Source organism: Streptomyces fractus (genome assembly GCF_049844455.1).
GTDB lineage: Bacteria > Actinomycetota > Actinomycetes > Streptomycetales > Streptomycetaceae > Streptomyces > Streptomyces fractus.
Genome location: NZ_JBMYHI010000002.1, coordinates 2,146,276 through 2,164,303, shown reverse-complemented (window position 1 = coordinate 2,164,303; position 18,028 = coordinate 2,146,276). Strand labels below are relative to the sequence as shown.

Sequence of the window (18,028 nt, the reverse complement as noted above, 5' to 3'; positions counted from 1 at the left end):
TGTCACCGAACCGATGACGGAGGGTGATCCCATGTCCGCCACCACGCTCGCCACCACCCCGGTACAGGCCCGCCCCTGGCTGCGCCGCCTGCTCGGCGCCGACGCGCTCGGCACCGGCGTCAACGGCCTCGCCTACGTCGCCGCCTCCGGGCCGATCGGCCGCTTCCTCGGCATCGATCCGGGGCTGCTGTTGGGTCTCGGCGTCGGTCTGATCGCGTATGCCGCCGCCGTCGGGGCGCTCGCCGCGCGGAGCAGCCCGTCCGCGCTCGGCGTGCGCACCGTGATCGAGGTGAATCTCGCCTGGACGGTGCTCAGCTTCGTCGCCCTGTTCGCCTGGCTGGACCCGAGCACCGCCGGGACGGTCTACGGGTCACTGCAGGCCGTCGTGGTGGCCGTATTCGCGGCGCTCCAGTACGCGGCGCTGCGCGCTGAGCCCAGCGCGGAGTGAAGGTACTTCGCCGTCGCCGGGTCGGCCGGGAGCAGCGTCTCCACGGCCAGCTCGGCGACCGTCACGTCCATCGGCGTGTTGAACGTCGAGATCGACGACACGAACGACAGCACATGCCCCTCGTGCTCGATCACCATGGGCAGCGCGAAATAGGGCAGCACGGGCGCGGCCGGTCCGTCCCCGGTCGCGCCCGGCGGCAGCGGATACGCGGCCACCTCCTCGTACAGCTCCCGCAGCGCGTCCGACCCGGTCAGCGTGATCTGCTGCTCCATCTGTGCCAGCAGATGCCCACGCCACTCGCGCAGATTCCTGATCCGCGGCGCGAGGCCCTCCGGGTGCAGGGTGAGCCGCATCGCGTTCAGCGGCTGCGTGAGCAGGTGCTCGGGCGCCGAGGACATCAGCAGGGCGATGCCGTCGTTCGCCGCGATCACGTCGTACGTCGCGTCGACGATGAACGCCGGATACGGCTCGTAGCCGCGCAGCAGCGTGTCGAGTCCCTCGCGCAGCATTCCGAGCGAGGGATCGTCCAGTGGCGTCTCCTTGAACCGCGGGGCGTAACCCGCGGCCAGCAGAAGGGCGTTGCGCTCCCGCATCGGTACGTCGAGGTGCTCGGCGAGCCGCATGACAAGGTCTTCACTGGGCCGCGAGCGGCCGGTCTCCACGAAACTGATGTGCCGCGCCGACGAGTCCGCCCGCAGCGCGAGCTCCAGCTGGCTGACCCGGCGACGCTCCCGCCAGCCGCGCAACAGGACACCCACTTCTGACGAGTTCTTGCGCGCGGGGGCAGTCATGGGAAGACCGTAACCGGATCCGGTGGCACGCTGGAGGCATGCCTACCGAACCGCTCTCCCAGAAGGACATCGAGGACCGCCTCACCGAGCTGCCGGGCTGGTCCGTGGACGACGGCGCGCTCACGCGCACGTACCGCCTCGGCTCGCACTTCGCGGCGGCGGCGCTGGTCGTGCACATCGCGCAGACCCAGGAGGACCTGAACCACCACTCGAACCTGACACTCGGATACAACACGGTGACCCTCGCGGTGAACACGCACGACGCGGGCGGCGCGCTGACGGCGAAGGACTTCGAGCTGGCGGAGAAGGTGGAGAAGCTGGCGGCGGCGCATGCCGTTTAAGCGTTTAACCCCCTCCGGCGTTTGAGGAGCGGGGTCCGGGGCAGAGCCCCGGTTTCGGGAAGGGGCGGGGTGGGGGAACTTCCTGGGCTAGAGTCCCCGGCGTGCTCGACTACGACGAGGAAGCCGCCCGGTACGACGCGACCCGCGGCGGCGAGCCCCGCGCTCAAGCGGCAGCGGAGGCCGTGCTCGGCCTCGTGCCGGCAGGCGCCCGCACCCTCCTCGACCTGGCCTGCGGCACCGGCCTCGTCACCCGGCGCATGACGCGCCCCGGCCTGCGCCCCATGGGCGTGGACCGGTCGAGCGGCATGCTGCGGGCCGCCGCACCCCGCCTGTCCGGCGCGGCGTTCCAGGCGGATGCCCGGCAACTGCCTTTCGCGGACGCCACGTTCGACGCGGTGACCGCCGTCTGGCTGCTGCACCTCCTGGACGACGCGGCACCGGTCCTCGCCGAGGCGGCCCGCGTGCTGCGCCCCGGCGGCGTGTTCGTGACGACGGTCGACAAGGCGGCGGCACACCTGGTCGGCAGTGACATCTGCGCCCTCGTCGCACCCCACGGCCGCCGCCCACCCACCGACGCGACCGAGCGCATCACGACGATCGCCGCCGAGCATGGCCTGCGCCCGCAGGGTTCCGCCACCTTCGTCGGACACGGCCAGGGCCGCACGCCGGCGCGGCTCGCACGGGAGGTGCGGGCCGGGCGGATCTACGCGAAGGGCGGCGCGGACCTGGCGGCACGCCTTGAGGCGCTGCCGGACCGGCAGACGGCACGACCGGACCCGGTCTACACCCTGCTGGCGTTCTCGGCCTGAACGGGTACCTGAGAGGTCCCGGCCCGCCGCGTGAAGTCCATCGTCCAGTTCGGCAGCCACGTCCGCCCTTCGTCGACGGAGAACGCCTGCTCCCAGCGCGCGGTCGTCGCGCTGATCCCGGACCACGTGAACCGCACCCGTACGTCCCGGCCGTCGTGCGAGTCGTCTCCGTGGAACAGGCCGAGCCCGTCCGTGAAGCCGCCGAGCACGGGCGGGAAGAGGCGGCCCGTGCGGTCGGTGGACCAGTTCAGGGACCAGGTGCGGGTCGCCGGGTCGAACAGACGGAGCGTGAGGCCCGTCCAGCTGGCGCGAACCGACCGACGTGGAGCGGCGGTTGGAGCCGTACGGGCTCGTGCTCAAGGCCGGCCGCTGGTACGTCGTGGCGTCGGCCGGGACGGGCGGCCCGCGCGTCTACCGCGTCGACCAGATCCTCGAACTGCGCGCGACGGGCGAGGAGTTCAGCGCGCCCGACGGCTTCGACCTGGCCGCGTTCTGGGCCGCGTACCAGACGGACTTCCACCAGCGTCTGCACACCGCTGAGGCCGTCGTGCGCCTCGCCCCCGGTGCGGCAGACCGGCTCACCGGGGCCGCAGCGCGAGCCGCGCGCGTCACAGGCCGCACCGAGGCCGACGGCAGGCTGCGCGCCCGGCTGCCCATCGAGTCGATCGGCCACGCGCACGACGAGTTCCTGCGCCTCGGCGCGGACATCGAGGTGCTTGAGCCAGCCGAGCTGCGTGATCGGATCGCGGCGACGGCGCGGGCGCTCGCTCGCATGTATGCGGGCACGGAGACCGGCAACTCATCGGTACACAGCGGCAACTGAGGGGTCGTAAGGATCTGTACGACTCACACCCCCAGGAGCGCCGATGCCCCGCCCCCACCGCAGACGCCGTCGTCTGTTGCTCGCCGCCACCACGGCCGCCGCTCTCGCCGCTACAGGGCTGACGCTGCTGCCCGGTGACGACGCCTCCGCCGCCACCGCCCGTCAGGCCGAGAGGCTGGACCGCGGCCTGGTCAGCGTGCACACCGACGCAGGGAACCTCGTCAGCTGGCGGTGGCTCGGCACCGACCCGGACAACGTGGCGTTCAACGTCTACCGCGCCGGTACGAAGGTCAACTCCGCGCCGATCAGCGGTTCCACGAACTTCTTCCATGACGGCGCGCCCAGCTCCGCCGACTACACGGTGCGGGCCGTCGTGAACGGCACGGAACAAGCCGACTCGGCGCACGCGATCCAGCTCCGGAGCGGGTACAAGGACGTGCCGATCTCGCCGCCCGCCGGTGGCACGACACCCGACGGCGTCGCGTACACCTACGAGGCCAATGACGCCTCCGTCGGCGACCTCGACGGTGACGGTGTCCTCGAGTTCGTCCTCAAGTGGCAGCCCACCAACGCCAAGGACAACTCGCAGTCCGGCTACACGGGCAACACCGTCGTCGACGCGGTGAAGCTCGACGGCACCCGGATGTGGCGCGTCGACCTCGGCAAGAACATCCGCTCGGGCGCCCACTACACGCAGTTCCAGGTGTACGACTACGACGGCGACGGCAAGGCCGAGGTCGCCATGAAGACGTCCGACGGGACGAAGGACGGGAAGGGGACCGTCATCGGCAACTCGTCCGCCGACCACCGGAATTCGAGCGGTTACGTGCTGTCCGGGCCCGAGTACCTGACCATGTTCAACGGGCAGACCGGCGCCGCCATGGGCTCCGTCGACTACGTCCCCGCGCGCGGCACGGTGTCGTCGTGGGGAGACTCGTACGGGAACAGGGTCGACCGGTTCCTCGCCGGTACGGCGTACCTCGACGGGGCCCGGCCCTCGCTCATCATGGCGCGCGGTTACTACACGCGCAGCGTCATCGCGGCCTGGGACTGGCGGGACGGAAGGTTCACGCGCCGCTGGACCTTCGACACCAACTCCTCTACCAACTCCGGCAAGGGGTACGACGGGCAGGGCAACCACCAGCTGTCCGTCGCGGACGTCGACGGCGACGGCAAGGACGAGATCGTCTACGGCGCCATGGCGGTGGACGACAACGGGTCGGGCCTGTGGACGACCAAGAACGGCCACGGCGACGCCATGCACGTCGGTGACCTCGACCCCTCTCGGCCCGGCCTTGAGGAGTTCAAGGTCGACGAGGACAGCTCCAAGCCGTCCTCCTGGTTGGCCGACGCCAAGACCGGTGGTGTCATCTGGAAGACGGGCGCCAATGGCGACAACGGCCGTGGTGTGTCCGGTGACATCTGGTCAGGAAGCGCGGGCGCCGAGTCCTGGTCGTCGGCGGAGTCCGGCGTCCGTGACACCAAGGGCACGGTCGTGAACTCGCACAAACCGTCCTCCACCAACTTCCTGGCCTGGTGGGACGGCGACACCACCCGCGAACTCCTCGACGGCACACACATCGACAAGTACGGCACGTCGTCCGACACCCGCCTCCTGACCGGCTCCGGCGTCCACTCCAACAACGGCACGAAGGCCACGCCGGCCCTCTCCGGTGACATCCTCGGCGACTGGCGCGAGGAGGTCGTCTGGCCGACGACCGACAACACGGCGCTGCGGATCTACTCGACGCCGGTCGAGACATCGACCCGCATCACGACGCTGCTGCACGACACCACGTACCGCACGGCACTCGCCTGGCAGAACACCGCCTACAACCAGCCCCCGCACCCGAGCTTCTTCATCGGCGACAAGATGCCGACGGCACCACGGCCGACGATCACGACGCCGTGACGTCCTGACGGCGGGCGAGGCGCCCCTGCGGTCAGTCCACGCGGTGCAGCTTGATCTCCCGGTTCGCGAAGAGATGCACGTAGCCGCACTTCCAGCAGATCAGCCCGGAGGCGTTCTCGTCCGCCCAGGCCAGCTTGAGGAACTCGCCGCCGGTGCTGTTCAGTTTCACGTTCCGCTCCCGGAACTGGTCGTTCTTGCAGACCAGACAGGTGATCCACATGTCACCCAACGACGCCCGCACCGGCTTGGCCATGATTGTTCTCCTTGATCGTCCGACGCGTCCGATCATGCCCGGGAAGGGAAGCGCGACACGTGAATTGAGCAAGGCCTGAGCAAGGCCGGTACAGGCGCACGTCGGGACCGGGCCGGGCGGCCCCCGGAGAGGGGAGGGCTGCCCGGCCCGGTAATACGGAGCCGCCTTCAGCGGGGCGTTGATCGAGCAGCTCCGCGCGAAATTGGTGGGCGCTGAATTCGAGCCACTGAAAGAGAATTGCGCGTCGGCCGAAGTGGCGGAGCCGGCCACAATTCTGCCCTGATATCCGGCGTCCTTCGTGGTGATCGTCGGCCCGGCAGGTGGCGCCGCCAAACGCCCAACTCCCGCTGTGGATACGGCAGATGGCGGAACGGCGTCGCCGGGGTCGTCTCTTGTCCGGTCTCTTGCGCGGCGTGTTCCTCCTGATGCGACTCGGAAATGCGTGAACCAGTGGGAGCGCTCCCAAGGATGCGGACGGGGTAATTGGCGGTCAAGAGGCTTGAGGAGTCGAATAAATTCGACAGCGAAAGTTCGGAACTCGTCTGTTGCTTGACGGCAGTTCCTTCTCTAAAGTCACCCAGCAACCAGTGGGAGCGAATCCACCAGTCGACGCGCCGGCCGTGGCCGTACGTGTCCGAGCTGCAAGGAATCGCTCATGCGACACCCCCCGCACAGTGCGTTACTCATGGTGTGTGCCGTCTCGGCGGCCACGCTGATCCCGTTGGCCGGCACCGCATCCGCGTCCGCCGCCGCCCCCGCCTGCACGGTCGAGTACTCCGTCACCGGGCAGTGGGGGGACGGCTTCCAGGGTGCCGTGAAGGTCACCAACAACGGTGCTGCGAAGTACAGTTGGAGCCTTTCCTTCGGCTTCGCCGACGGCCAGAAGGTCACCCAGGGCTGGAGCGCCAAGTGGTCCCAGTCCGGCACGACGGTCACCGCGGGCAACGAGACATGGAACGGCGCGCTCCCTACGGGCGCCTCCGTGTCCGCCGGTTTCGTGGGCTCGTGGTCCGGCGCCAACACTGTGCCCACCGCCTTCAGGCTGAACGGCACGACCTGCGACACCGACACCACGGGCCCGATCGATCCGACCGATCCGACGGATCCGACCGGCCCCGGTGACGGCGCCGCCCCGGCCCTGAAGGTGTCCGGCAACAAGCTCGTCGACGCCTCAGGGGCCACCCGGCGGATCCTCGGCGTGAACCGCTCCGGCGCCGAGTTCATGTGCGTACAGGGCCACGGAATCTTCGACGGCCCCGTCGACGACGCCGCGATCAAGGCGATCGCCGACTGGAAGTCGAACGCCGTCCGCATCCCGCTCAACGAGGAGTGCTGGCTCGGCCTCGACAACATCAAGCCCGAGTACGGAGGTGCCAACTACCGCTCAGCCATCAAGCAGTTGGTCGACCGCGTCACGGCCAACGGCATGACACCCGTCCTGGAGATGCACTGGTCGTACGGTCAGTACACCGGCAACTCGGCGGGCTGCTCCGATGTGCACGCGAGCTGCCAGAAGCCGATGCCGGACGCCAAGTACGCGCCGAGCTTCTGGTCGTCGGTGGCCGACACCTTCAAGGCGCGCCCTGAAGTCGCCGGCATGCAGGACCTGGTGGACGCCGTGCGCGCGGCGGGTGCCCCGAACCTGATCCTGGCGGGCGGCCTCGCCTACTCCAACGACCTGCGGCAGTGGCTCGCCCACAAGCCGTCCGACCCGGCCGGAAATCTCGCCGCGGCCTGGCACGTCTACAACTTCAACACATGTGCAGGGGAGGCCTGTTGGGCCGAGCAGCTCGCGCCCGTCGCGGCGCAGGTCCCGCTCGTGGCTGGGGAGATCGGCGAGAACACCTGCTCCCACGCCTTCATCGACCGGGTCATGAAGTGGTTCGACGAGCGGAAGCTGTCGTACCTCGGCTGGACCTGGAACACCTGGGACTGCTCCTCCGGTCCCTCGCTGATCAGCGATTACGACGGCACGCCGACCAACTTCGGGGTCGGCCTGCGCGACCACCTGAAGACCCTCGGCAACTGACCGAACCGACCGCCCGAGGAAATCCAACCCCCTGAAAGGAACCAGGAACCTCATGTTACGTACCCGATCGAGATCCAGAGCCGGCACCGCCGCGCTCGCCGCCCTCGCCCTCACCGGAGCCGGCTGTCTCGCCGGCGCCGCCGTCGCCCTCCCCGCCCACGCCGCGGCCCACGCCTGCACCGTCGACTACAAGGTGCAGAACGACTGGGGCAGCGGCTTCACCTCCGCCGTCACGGTCACCAACAACGGTGCGGCGGTGAGCAGTTGGAACCTGACCTGGTCGTACGCGGGCAGCCAGAAGGTCGGCTCCGGCTGGAACGCCGACATCTCCCAGTCCGGCGCCGCCGTCACCGCCAAGAACGTCTCCTACAACGGCGCCCTCGCCACCGGCGCCTCCGCCTCCTTCGGCTTCAACGCCACGTACAGCGGCGCCAACGCCGCGCCCACCACCTTCAAGCTGAACGGTGTCACCTGCAACGAGGACACCACGGACCCGACCGACCCGCCGGACCCCACGGACCCGCCAGGGCCCGGTGAGCGCGTCGACAACCCGTACGCCGGCGCCAAGGTGTACGTGAACCCGGAGTGGTCCGCGAAGGCCAAGGCGGAGACCGGCGGCAGCCGCATCGCCAATCAGCCGACCGGTGTGTGGCTCGACCGGATCGCCGCCATCGAGGGCGTCGGCGACGGCATGGGCCTGCGCGACCACCTCGACGCGGCGCTGACCCAGAAGGGCAGCGGCGAGGAGGTCGTCCAGCTGGTCGTCTATGACCTGCCGGGCCGCGACTGCGCCGCCCTCGCCTCCAACGGCGAGCTCGGCCCGACGGAGATCGACAAGTACAGGTCGGACTTCATCGACCCGATCGCGAAGATCCTCGCCGACCCCAAGTACGCGGGCCTGCGCATCGTCACCACGATCGAGATCGACTCGCTGCCCAACCTGGTCACCAACGTGTCCGGCCGCCCGACGGCCACGCCCAACTGCGACACCATGAAGGCCAACGGCAACTATCAGAAGGGCGTCGGCTACGCCCTCGACAAGCTCGGTGACATCGCCAACGTCTACAACTACATCGACGCGGGCCACCACGGCTGGCTCGGCTGGGACGACAACTTCGGGGCCTCCGCCGAACTGTTCAGGTCGACCGCGAGCAGCAACGGCGCCAAGCTCTCCGACGTCCAGGGCTTCATCGTGAACACCGCCAACTACAGCGCCCTGAAGGAGGACAACTTCGCCATCGGCGACAGCGTCAACGGCAAGTCGGTGCGCGAGTCGAAGTGGGTCGACTGGAACCGCTACACCGACGAGCTGTCGTACGCGCAGGCCATGCGCGACAAGCTGGTCTCGCTCGGCTTCGACCAGAACCTCGGCATGCTGATCGACACCTCCCGCAACGGCTGGGGCGGCGCGGCGCGGCCGACAGGACCCGGGGCGAAGACGGACGTCGACACGTACGTGGACGGCGGGCGCTACGACCGCCGCATCCACCTCGGCAACTGGTGCAACCAGAGCGGGGCGGGCCTCGGCGAGCGGCCGCAGGCCAACCCGGCGACCGGGATCGACGCCTACGTGTGGATGAAGCCGCCGGGCGAGTCGGACGGGTCGAGCACCGCCATCGACAACGACGAGGGCAAGGGCTTCGACCGCATGTGCGACCCGACATACACCGGCAACCCGCGGAACAACAACCACATGTCCGGGGCGCTGCCGAACGCGCCGGTGTCCGGGCACTGGTTCTCCGCGCAGTTCCAGGAGCTCATGAAGAACGCCCACCCGGCGCTGTAGGCCACCCAGTGCCGACAAATTGCTGAGTCGGCAACGTGGCTTGCCCGCCCGTATGTCGTCCGCGCACCCTGGGGTCGACGGACGACATACGGGCACGAAGGGCGGCGACACCGGACATGGCACACGGCCACCACCAGCACGGACAGCACGACGGAGAGCAGCACGGTCAGCACGGCGGGCACGGCGGCCACGACCACACGGACATCGACTGGGCCGACATGATCCCCATGCTGGAGCGCAACGCCTCCGTGTACGAGCCGCTCTACACGCAGGCCCTCGCGTGGCTCCGCGCGTCCCGCCCCGCCGGCACCGGCCTGATCGTCGACGCGGGCGCCGGCCCCGGCGCCGTCTCGCTGCACCTCGCCGAGGCCTTCCCCGAGGCCCGCGTCATCGCGGCCGACCCGGAAGAGGCGCTGCTCGCCCGCGCCACGGAGCGGTTCGCGCAGCAGGGGATCGCCGACCGCACCGACACGCTGCGCGTCGAACTCCCGGACAGCATCGACGAGTTGCCGTCCGCCGACCTCATCTGGGCGGCCCGCTCCCTGCACCACGTGGGCGACCAGCGGGCCGCGGTCGCCGCGCTCGCGGGGCGGCTCGCCCCCGGCGGCACCCTCGCGCTCGTCGAGGGCGGCCTGCCGCAGCGCTGCCTGCCGCGCGACTTCGGACTCGGCAAGCCCGGACTGCAGGCGCGGGCCGACGCCATCGAGGAGGAGTGGTTCGGCGACATGCGCGCGAAGCTGCCCGGCGCCAAGCAGGACACGGAGAACTGGTCGGAGCTGCTGACCGACGCGGGACTGACGAACGCCGTCAGCCGCAGCTTCCTGCTCGATCTGCCCGCGCCGCTCACCGGCCAGGCCCGCGAGACCGTCATCGATCTGTGGAAGCGCCGCCTGGAAGTGTTCGATGAGGCCCTTTCGCCCGAGGACATGGCCACGATCGGGCAGCTCATGGACAAGGACGACCCGCAGAGCCTGTACCGCCGCGACGACCTCTTCCTGCTGACCGCGCACACCGTGCACACGGCGGTCAAGGAGGCCTGAGGAGCGTACAAGCACACGCGTACGATCACGCGCGTACGAGCAAGAGAAGGGGCCCGGAGCGGTGCGCTCCGGGCCCCTCTTCGTACAAGTGTTACGCCACGTCCATCGTCGCCGGGTCCGGGCCAAGACGCCGGTCCTCGTTGAGCGCGGAGATCGCGCCGAGGTCCTCGGGGTCGAGCTCGAAGCCGAACACGTCGATGTTCTCCTTGATCCGCGACGGCGTCACGGACTTGGGGATCACCACGTTGCCCAGCTGGACGTGCCAGCGCAGCACGACCTGCGCGGGCGTGCGGCCGTGCTTCTGCGCGATCGCGACGATGGCCGGGACCTCCAGGAGGCCCTTGCCCTGGCCGAGCGGCGACCAGGCCTCGGTCGCGATGCCCAGCTCGGCGTGCTTCTCACGGGCGGCGCGCTGCTGGAGGTGCGGGTGCAGCTCGATCTGGTTGACGGCAGGGATCACGGAGGTCTCGGCGGTCAGCCGGTCCAGGTGCTCCGGCAGGAAGTTGGAGACGCCGATGGACTTGGCGCGCCCGTCCGCCTGGATCTTCTCGAAGGCCTTGTACGTGTCGACGGCCAGGCCCTTGGACGGCAGCGGCCAGTGGATCAGGTACAGGTCGACGTAGTCGAGACCCAGCTTCTCCAGCGAGGTGTCGAAGGCGCGCAGCGTGGAGTCGTGGCCCTGGTCGGCGTTCCACAGCTTCGTCGTGACGAACAGCTCCTCGCGGGGGACGCCGGACGCGGCGATGGCCTTGCCCGTGCCCTCCTCGTTGCCGTAGATCGCGGCGGTGTCGATGCTGCGGTACCCGGCCTCCAGCGCCGTCACGACGGCCTTCTCGGCCTCGTCGTCCGGCACCTGCCACACGCCGAAGCCGAGCTGGGGCATCTCGACGCCGTTGTTCAGGATGATCGGGGGAACCTTGCTCACGAGGTGTGGATCCTTTTTCGTCCGGTGATGGGTGGCACTGCACAATGCGGTACCCCCATGGTCAACGATCACGGGCGCACGCGCATTCCTGTGGGTGACACCAGCATGACAGTCAGGTATGAGCGCTTTGCGCCGGGGGCTGTGTCCCCAGGTAAGCCTCGCGTACCCGCGTGTCCGCCCGAATCACCTCAGCGGTCCCCTCGGCGAGCACGGACCCCAGATCGAGCACCACGACCCGGGAGCACAGCTCCATCACGAAGGCCACATTGTGCTCGACGAGCAGCACCGCGCAGCCGTCCCCGGCGAGGCGCCGCACCGTCGCCGCGAGCAGCTCGCGCTCCTGCGCCGTCATGCCGGACGCGGGCTCGTCGAGCAGCAGCACGCGCGGCCGGTCGGCGGCGGCCCGCGCCAGCTCCAGCATCCGGGCCCGGCCGACCGGCAGCGTCCCCGCGTACGTATCCGCGAGGTCGTCGAGGCCGCAGTCGCGCAGCAGGCCCTGGGAGCGGGCGGGGTCGGCGCCGCCGCGCCGCCACTCCTGCGCGACCAGCAGGTTGTCGGCGACCGTGAGCTGCCCGAACAGCTGCTGGCGCTGGAACGTGCGGCGCATCCCGTGCCGCGCCCGCCAGACGGGGGAGCGGCGGGTGACGTCCGCGCCGTCGAGCAGGACCCGGCCCGCGTCGGGCCTGCGGATCCCGGAGACGACGTCGAAGAACGTCGTCTTGCCCGCGCCGTTCGGCCCGATAAGGCCGCACACCTCGCCGGGCGCGAGGCGCAGGCCCACCCCGTCGAGGGCCCGCACGCCGCCGAAGCGCACGCCGATGTCCTCGGCTTCGAGTACGTGCCTCATGAGTGTTCGGCCTCCTTGGTCGCCGCGATGCCGAGGTACGCCTCCGTTAGCCGCTCGGCCTCCACCTTCTCGCGCGGCCCGCACCACGTGACGCGGCCCTGCGCGAGGTACGCCACGGTGTCCGCGACGCCGAGGATCTCCGACGCCTTCTCCTCGACGAGCAACAACCCCGTTCCCGCGTCGCGGAGTTCGGCGAGCAGCCGGTACACCTCGTCGGCGACGCGCGGCGCGAGTCCGAGCGAGGGCTCGTCGGCGATGAGGACGCGGGGCGGGCGGTGCAACAGCGGGGCGAGCGCGAGGAGTTGCTGCTCGCCGCCGGAGAGCGAGCCCGCGGTGACGTCGCGCCGCGCGGCGAGCCCCTTGAACCGTTCGTAGACCGCCAACCGGTCGTGTTGCTGCGGGAGTTGGAGGGCGAGGTTCTCGTCGACGGTGAGCGAGGGGAAGATGCCGCGGCCCTCCGGTGCGAGCACCACCCCGGCCCGCGCCCGGCGGACCGCGCCCCGACGGCCCGACGCGGACCCGGCGACGTACACCTCGCCCGCAAGGGGTGTCATGAGGCCCGCGGCGACCTTGCAGGTCGTCGACTTTCCGGCGCCGTTGGGGCCGAGGAGCGCCACGATCTCGCCGGGGTGGACGGTGAGGTCGACGCCCTGGAGGACGCGGGCGCCGTCGTATCCGGCCTGGACGCACGCCAGTTGGAGCGCGGCGTCCGGGTCGGGGGCCGCCGCGGGCGCGTCGTCGACGGCATCGGCCGTGGCGGTCTTCCGGCGGTGGCGGCGGGCCGGGATCGCCGCGCAGTAGCCGTCCGGGTCATTGGCGAGCGCGAGGCCCGCCAGACCGAAGAGGATCACCGGGAGCTGTACCGACTCGGTCAGGTAGTCGCTGATCAGATGCGGTACGACGGCGAAGCTGAGCCCCGCGACCACCGCGAACTGCGGCCGCCGCACGCCCGCCGCGACCACCACGGCGAGCCAGATGAGGCCGGTCATCGCGGTGAAGTCGGTCGCGGTGATGCGGGTGTTGTACGAGGCGTACATGACGCCGCCGAACCCGGCGAGGCCCGCCGAGATCGTGAACAGCAGCAGCTTCGTGCGGATCACGGAGACGCCCGAGGCCATCGCCGCGGCCGGCGCCGAGCGCACGGCGAGCATGGCCCGGCCCGCGCGGGAGTTCCGCAGCGCGCTCAGCCCCGCGACGGCCGCCGTGCACAGCACGACCATGGCGACGCCCATCGCCCGGTCGTCGCCGAGATCGAGCGGCCCCGCGACGGCCCGTGGGATTTCCCAGCCCGTGTCGCCGTTCCTCAACCAGCCGAGCTGGAACAGGACTTGGTCCGCGAGGAAGGCGAGCGCGAGCGTGGCGAGGGCCAGCGAGCGGCCGCCGAGTCGCAGCGCGGGCAGCGCCACGAGCGCGCCCAGCAGGGCAGCCGCGCACGTCCCCGCGAGCGCCGCCCCCAGGAACGGCCACCCGTGGCTCATCAGCAGGCCCGCGACCAGCGCGGCGCCCGTCACGAACGCGGCCTGCGCGAGCGACACCATCGCGCCGAGCCCGGTGACGACGGTGAACGACAGGAACACGAGCGAGATCGCGAGCCCCTGGGCGAGGATCCCGCTCCAGAACGGCGTCGTCACCGTGTAGAACGCGACGGCGAGCAGCACGGCGGCCGCCGCCCAAGGACCCCAGCGCCGCAGCCACGAACGCCCCGCGAGATAGTCCACCGGCGGCGCGTCGCTCGCCACCGTGCCCGCCGTGCGCTGCCGCCGCGTGAGCAGCAGCAGCCCGGCGAACAGGATCAGGAACGGCACCGCCGTACGGAACCCGGTGATCTTCTCCGCGAACGTGGCGTACCCCGCGACCAGGTTCTGCAGCACCCCGAGCCCGAGCCCGCCCGCGAAGGCGAGCGGGATCGACATGAAGCGGCCGAGCACGGCGGCCGTCGCCGACACGAACAGGAACAGCGTGAAGTCGTGCGAGGAGAGCCCGAGCAGGGGAGTGGCGAGGACGCCGGCCAGGCCCGCGAGCACCGAGGAGAGCATCCACGCCACCGACGAGAGCCGGTCGGCGCTGATCCCGCGCAGCTCGACGAGCGAGCGGTTGTCGACGGCCGCCCGCAGCTTGAGCCCAAGTGCCGTGTGGCGCAGGAGAATCCACAGGCCGAGCGCGACGACGGCGGTCGTCACCCAGGTGATCAGCTGGTCCGAGTCGATGCCGACGCCGTCCATCAACTGCCAGTTCTTCGCCGGACTCGGCCCGACACCGGGAAGCCCGAACTGGTTCTCCGCCGGCTTGACCGGCGCGCCCGCGTCCTCGAGGAGCTCGACGATCCACAGGCCGAGCGCCGGCAGCGCGACGAGCAGCCCGATCGTCGCCACGATCTGCGCGGTCTCGCCGACCCGCGCCAGTTTCCGGAACATCATCCGGTCAAGTCCCCAGCCCAGCAAGGGAGCCACGACGAGGACGAGCAGCAGCGCCGTCGGCACGGCAGGCCAGCCGAAGCCGGAGTGCAGCTCGTAGAAGGTGAGCGCGCACAGATAGGCGGTCGCGCCGTGCGCGAAGTTGAAGAGCCCGGAGGCCGAGTAGGAGAGTACGAGCCCCGTGGCGAGCAGCGCGTACAGCGCACCCGACACGAGCCCGCTCAGGATGAAGGCAAGCAGATCCGACACGTCAACGCCCCTAACCCTGGGCCTACTTGAAGGGGATCGGCGGATAGCACTTGAACGGCGACGACACCCGGTACGCCCCGTCCTTGAGCTGGGCGAGCGCCCCGCAGCCGAACGACTCGGTGCGCCCGCGCGGCAGAGCCCGGTCGCCGACGAGCGTCCCGGTGTCGGAGAAGCCGTTCGCCGCCTTCTGGAACGACGCGAGGTTGAGGTCCTTGCCGGCCTTCTTCGCGATGGCGAGGAACAGGTCGGCGCTCATGTAGCCCGTCATCATGTGCATGTTGAGCGGGACGTCCTTGCCGCCCGAGGCCTTCTTGATGTCCGCCTTGAATTGCTTCATGCCGGGCGTGTGAGCCTCGAACGGCTCGAAGGACAGCAGCACATGCACCCCGTCGAGCGCCTGCTTCGTCGCCTTCTTGGCGAGGAGCCCGGGGTCGTAATCCGTCGGATCGGTGAGCACGCCCTTGTAGCCGGTGCGCTTGACGGCGGTGAACAGGCCGATGTTGTACGGCGTCTGCATCACGGAGACGACGACGTCAGGCGCCTTGCCGCCGTCGCTGCGCAGCAGTTCCTTCGTGTACGCCGACCAGTCGCTCGGCACGGCTGTCGCAGGCACGGTGGCCTTCGCGAACGACACCTTGTAGCCCGCCGACTTGAAGGACTGCTTGTACGTGCGGATGGCGAAGGTGCCCGCGTCGTTGTCGTTGGCGAGGATCGCGACGCTCTTGCCCTTCGCCCCGCCCGTGACCTTCTTCAGGCCCTCGGGCCAGGTCTGCGAGATGGTGCCGCCGGGCATCGGCACCATGCAGCCGCCGAAGCCGTAGATGTACGTCGGTCCGCAGAACGAGGGGAGCGTGCCCCAGCCGAACGTCGGCACCTTCTGCTTCTGGAGGAAGTCCGCGCCCGAGAACGTCACCGAACTCATCGGCGAGATCGCGAACACCTTGTCCTGCTGCACGAGTTTGCGGGCCGCCGCGAGGTTCTTCGCCGGGTCCTGGCCGTCGTCCTCCGCGCCCAGGTAGTCGATCGTCCGGCCGTTGACCCCGCCCTCGGCGTTGGCGCGGTCGAAGCGGGCCTTCGCGCCGAGGTCGGTGTCCTTCTTGCTGTAGCCGCTCGACGTCGTCATCGAGACGATGCCGCCCACCTTGATGCTGTCGTCGGTCACACCGCGGACCGAACTTCCCTGCCCACCGGCGGAGTTGGTTCCGCTGTTGGCGGTGGAGTTGCAGGCGGTGGCGAGCAGGAGTGCCGCCACGGTGGCGGTGATGGCGCGGATCGGTCGCGACACGGTCGGTCCCCCTCCGTCGGAGTGAGGGTGATTCTGTGCGCGAGCTGATGAACCGTCAATAACTGACGCATAGTCAATTGATGACGCGTCAGTTACCGACGGTTTACCTCGTCCGGTCCCGGCGGGGTCGGGTCACCCCGTCCCGTACAGCGCGTCGACCTCCGCCGCGTACGCCTGCTCGATCGCCTTGCGCTTCAGCTTCAGGGACGGCGTGAGCAGGCCGTGTTCCTCGCTGAACTGGTGGGCGAGGATGCGGAACGTACGGATCGACTCGGCCTGCGAGACCAGGGTGTTCGCGGCCACCACCGCGCGCCGCACCTCCGTCTCCAGGTCCGGGTCGCGCACCAGGTCCGCCGGGGACATCGACTGCTTGCCGCGCATGCCGAGCCAGTGGTCGACGGCCTCGTTGTCGAGCGTCACGAGCGCCGCGATGTAGGGGCGGTCGTTGCCGACGACGAGGCACTGGGCGATCAGCGGGTGGTCGCGCACCCGCTCCTCCAGCTGCTGCGGCGAGACGCTCTTGCCGCCGGAGGTCACGAGGATCTCCTTCTTGCGGCCCGTGATGGTGAGATAGCCGTCCTCGTCGAGGGCGCCCAGGTCACCCGTGGCGAGCCAGCCGTCGTACAGCGAGGAGTCGGTGGACTTCGGGTCGTTGAGGTAGCCCTGGAAGATGTTGCCGCCGTAGACCCACACCTCGCCGTCGTCCGCGATGTGCACGCTGGTGCCGGGGATCGCCTGGCCGACCGTGCCGTAGCGGGTCTGCTCCGGCGGGTTCGCGGTCGCGGCGGCCGTCGACTCGGTGAGTCCGTACCCCTCGTAGATCGAGATGCCCGCGCCCTCGAAGAACAGGCCGAGGCGGCGGTCCATGCCCGAGCCGCCGGACATCGCGTGCCGCACCCGGCCGCCCAGCGCGGCGCGCACCTTGGAGTAGACGAGCTTCTCGAAGACGGAGTGCTGCATCCGCAGCGAGGCGGAGGGCCCGGGGCCCGTGCCGAATGCTTTCGCCTCCTGCGCGTCCGCGTACTTCACGGCGCACTCGATGGCCTTCTCGAACGGCCCCGACTTGCCTTCGTTCTCGGCCTTCCTGCGGGCCGCGCTGAACACCTTCTCGAAGATGTACGGCACGGCGAGGATGAACGTCGGCTTGAACGACTGGAGGTCGGGCATGAGCGCGGACGCGCGCAGCTCCGGCTGGTGGCCCAACTTCACGCCGCCGCGGATCGTCGCGACCTCCACCATGCGCCCGAAGACGTGGGCGAGCGGCAGGAAGAGGAGCGTGGACGGGGTGCGGTCGCGCTTGGAGGAGAACACCGGCTCCCAGCGCGTGATCATCGTGTCCGCCTCGAACATGAAGTTCCCGTGCGAGATCACACAGCCCTTGGGGCGGCCGGTGGTGCCCGACGTGTAGATGATCGTGGCCGTCGAGTCGGGGGTGATCGCGCGGCGGTGCCGGTGCACGGTCTCGTCGTCGAGGTGGGTGCCGGACCCGGTGATCTCGTCGACGGCGCCGCCGTCGATCTGCCACAGCCGGTGCAGATGGGGCAGCCGGCCGATGACCGTGGCGATGGTCATCGCGTGGTCCTCGTGCTCGACGATCGCCGCCGACACCTCGGAGTCGTACAGCATCCAGAAGACCTGCTCGGCCGAGGACGTCGGGTAGACGGGGACGACCTGGGCGCCGATGGTCCACAGCGCGAAGTCGAACAGCGTCCACTCGTAGCGCGTGCGCGACATGATCGCGACGCGGTCGCCGAACCGGATGCCCTGCGCGAGCAGGCCCTTGGCGAGGGCCATCACCTCGTCGCAGAACTGGGCCGAGGTGACGTCGTGCCACTTGTCGTGGCGGTCCTTACGGGCCAGGGCTATATGTCCCGGTGTGTCCAGGGCATGATCGAACACGGCGTCGGCCAGGCCGCCGACCAGCGGCGCCGACGCCACAGGGGGGTTGGTGAACTCACGCAAAGTTGCTCCTTGTGGCGCTCCGCACAGCGTCGGTGACGGTACCCGACCTCGGGCCCCTGCGGGAGTGCCCGCAACGGGCAGAAGGTGCGCGGAATTTGCACAGGTCAGGCGTTT

The 18,028-nt window shown here is 70.0% G+C and carries 16 protein-coding genes; 8 read left to right on the top strand and 8 right to left on the bottom strand.

Annotated elements, in window-relative coordinates; all coding sequences use genetic code 11:
- Positions 1 to 31 precede the first annotated feature (31 nt).
- A complete protein-coding gene (locus ACP4E5_RS11670) occupies positions 32 to 448 on the top strand; it encodes a hypothetical protein (protein ID WP_425827684.1) in 417 nt (138 codons plus the stop codon).
- On the opposite strand, the gene ACP4E5_RS11665 is transcribed toward ACP4E5_RS11670, so the two are convergent.
- Positions 364 to 1,239, bottom strand: a complete 876-nt coding sequence (locus ACP4E5_RS11665) for a helix-turn-helix domain-containing protein (RefSeq protein ID WP_425827682.1) — start codon at positions 1,237 to 1,239, stop codon at positions 364 to 366. The two genes, ACP4E5_RS11670 and ACP4E5_RS11665, sit on opposite strands and share 85 nt — an antisense overlap.
- A 38-nt stretch (positions 1,240 to 1,277) precedes the next feature.
- On the opposite strand from ACP4E5_RS11665, the gene ACP4E5_RS11660 reads away from it, so the two are divergent.
- Both ACP4E5_RS11660 and ACP4E5_RS11655 read left to right on the top strand, forming a co-directional pair.
- The gene (locus ACP4E5_RS11660) at positions 1,278 to 1,580 is read left to right on the top strand and encodes a 4a-hydroxytetrahydrobiopterin dehydratase (RefSeq protein WP_425827680.1); all 303 of its coding nucleotides are present in this window, start codon (positions 1,278 to 1,280) and stop codon (positions 1,578 to 1,580) included.
- 101 nt (positions 1,581 to 1,681) lie between these two features.
- Entirely contained in the window at positions 1,682 to 2,389 is a 708-nt protein-coding gene (locus ACP4E5_RS11655; RefSeq protein WP_425827678.1) for a class I SAM-dependent methyltransferase, read from the top strand.
- On the opposite strand, the gene ACP4E5_RS11650 is transcribed toward ACP4E5_RS11655, so the two are convergent.
- The gene (locus ACP4E5_RS11650; protein ID WP_425827676.1) at positions 2,362 to 2,598 is read right to left on the bottom strand and encodes a hypothetical protein; all 237 of its coding nucleotides are present in this window, start codon (positions 2,596 to 2,598) and stop codon (positions 2,362 to 2,364) included. The genes ACP4E5_RS11655 and ACP4E5_RS11650 overlap by 28 nt on opposite strands.
- A 113-nt stretch (positions 2,599 to 2,711) precedes the next feature.
- On the opposite strand from ACP4E5_RS11650, the gene ACP4E5_RS11645 reads away from it, so the two are divergent.
- Positions 2,712 to 3,212 (top strand): WYL domain-containing protein, encoded by a 501-nt coding sequence (locus ACP4E5_RS11645; protein WP_425827674.1) that lies wholly within the window; start codon positions 2,712 to 2,714, stop codon positions 3,210 to 3,212.
- Positions 3,213 to 3,255: 43 nt separating this feature from the next.
- Positions 3,256 to 5,124: a rhamnogalacturonan lyase gene (locus tag ACP4E5_RS11640; protein WP_425827670.1), complete on the top strand. Its 1,869-nt coding sequence runs from the start codon at positions 3,256 to 3,258 to the stop codon at positions 5,122 to 5,124.
- 31 nt (positions 5,125 to 5,155) lie between these two features.
- Here ACP4E5_RS11640 and ACP4E5_RS11635 read toward each other — a convergent pair whose 3' ends face one another.
- Positions 5,156 to 5,377, bottom strand: a complete 222-nt coding sequence (locus ACP4E5_RS11635; protein WP_422472244.1) for a hypothetical protein — start codon at positions 5,375 to 5,377, stop codon at positions 5,156 to 5,158.
- Positions 5,378 to 6,032: 655 nt separating this feature from the next.
- Here ACP4E5_RS11635 and ACP4E5_RS11630 point away from each other — a divergent pair.
- The 3 genes from ACP4E5_RS11630 to ACP4E5_RS11620 all read left to right on the top strand — a co-directional run bounded on the left by ACP4E5_RS11630 (position 6,033) and on the right by ACP4E5_RS11620 (position 10,232).
- Positions 6,033 to 7,406, top strand: coding sequence for a cellulose binding domain-containing protein (locus ACP4E5_RS11630; protein WP_425827668.1), 1,374 nt, complete (start codon positions 6,033 to 6,035; stop codon positions 7,404 to 7,406).
- Positions 7,407 to 7,458: 52 nt separating this feature from the next.
- Positions 7,459 to 9,192 (top strand): glycoside hydrolase family 6 protein, encoded by a 1,734-nt coding sequence (locus ACP4E5_RS11625; RefSeq protein WP_425827666.1) that lies wholly within the window; start codon positions 7,459 to 7,461, stop codon positions 9,190 to 9,192.
- 116 nt (positions 9,193 to 9,308) lie between these two features.
- On the top strand, positions 9,309 to 10,232 hold the full coding sequence (locus tag ACP4E5_RS11620) for a class I SAM-dependent methyltransferase (protein WP_425827664.1): 924 nt from the start codon (positions 9,309 to 9,311) through the stop codon (positions 10,230 to 10,232).
- A gap of 91 nt (positions 10,233 to 10,323) precedes the next feature.
- Here the strand turns inward: ACP4E5_RS11620 and ACP4E5_RS11615 are convergent, their stop codons facing one another.
- The 5 genes from ACP4E5_RS11615 to ACP4E5_RS11595 form a co-directional block, all read right to left on the bottom strand.
- Positions 10,324 to 11,115 (bottom strand): aldo/keto reductase, encoded by a 792-nt coding sequence (locus ACP4E5_RS11615; RefSeq protein ID WP_425841220.1) that lies wholly within the window; start codon positions 11,113 to 11,115, stop codon positions 10,324 to 10,326.
- Between the two features lie 154 nt (positions 11,116 to 11,269).
- Complete coding sequence (locus ACP4E5_RS11610; protein ID WP_425827662.1) at positions 11,270 to 12,004, bottom strand: ABC transporter ATP-binding protein; 735 nt, start codon at positions 12,002 to 12,004, stop codon at positions 11,270 to 11,272.
- On the bottom strand, positions 12,001 to 14,667 hold the full coding sequence (locus ACP4E5_RS11605; RefSeq protein ID WP_425827660.1) for an ABC transporter permease subunit: 2,667 nt from the start codon (positions 14,665 to 14,667) through the stop codon (positions 12,001 to 12,003). The genes ACP4E5_RS11610 and ACP4E5_RS11605 overlap by 4 nt, the downstream gene beginning before the upstream one ends.
- Before the next feature lie 22 nt (positions 14,668 to 14,689).
- Positions 14,690 to 15,952, bottom strand: a complete 1,263-nt coding sequence (locus tag ACP4E5_RS11600; protein WP_425827658.1) for an ABC transporter substrate-binding protein — start codon at positions 15,950 to 15,952, stop codon at positions 14,690 to 14,692.
- Positions 15,953 to 16,084: 132 nt separating this feature from the next.
- A complete protein-coding gene (locus ACP4E5_RS11595; RefSeq protein ID WP_425827656.1) occupies positions 16,085 to 17,914 on the bottom strand; it encodes an AMP-dependent synthetase/ligase in 1,830 nt (609 codons plus the stop codon).
- Positions 17,915 to 18,028 lie beyond the last annotated feature (114 nt).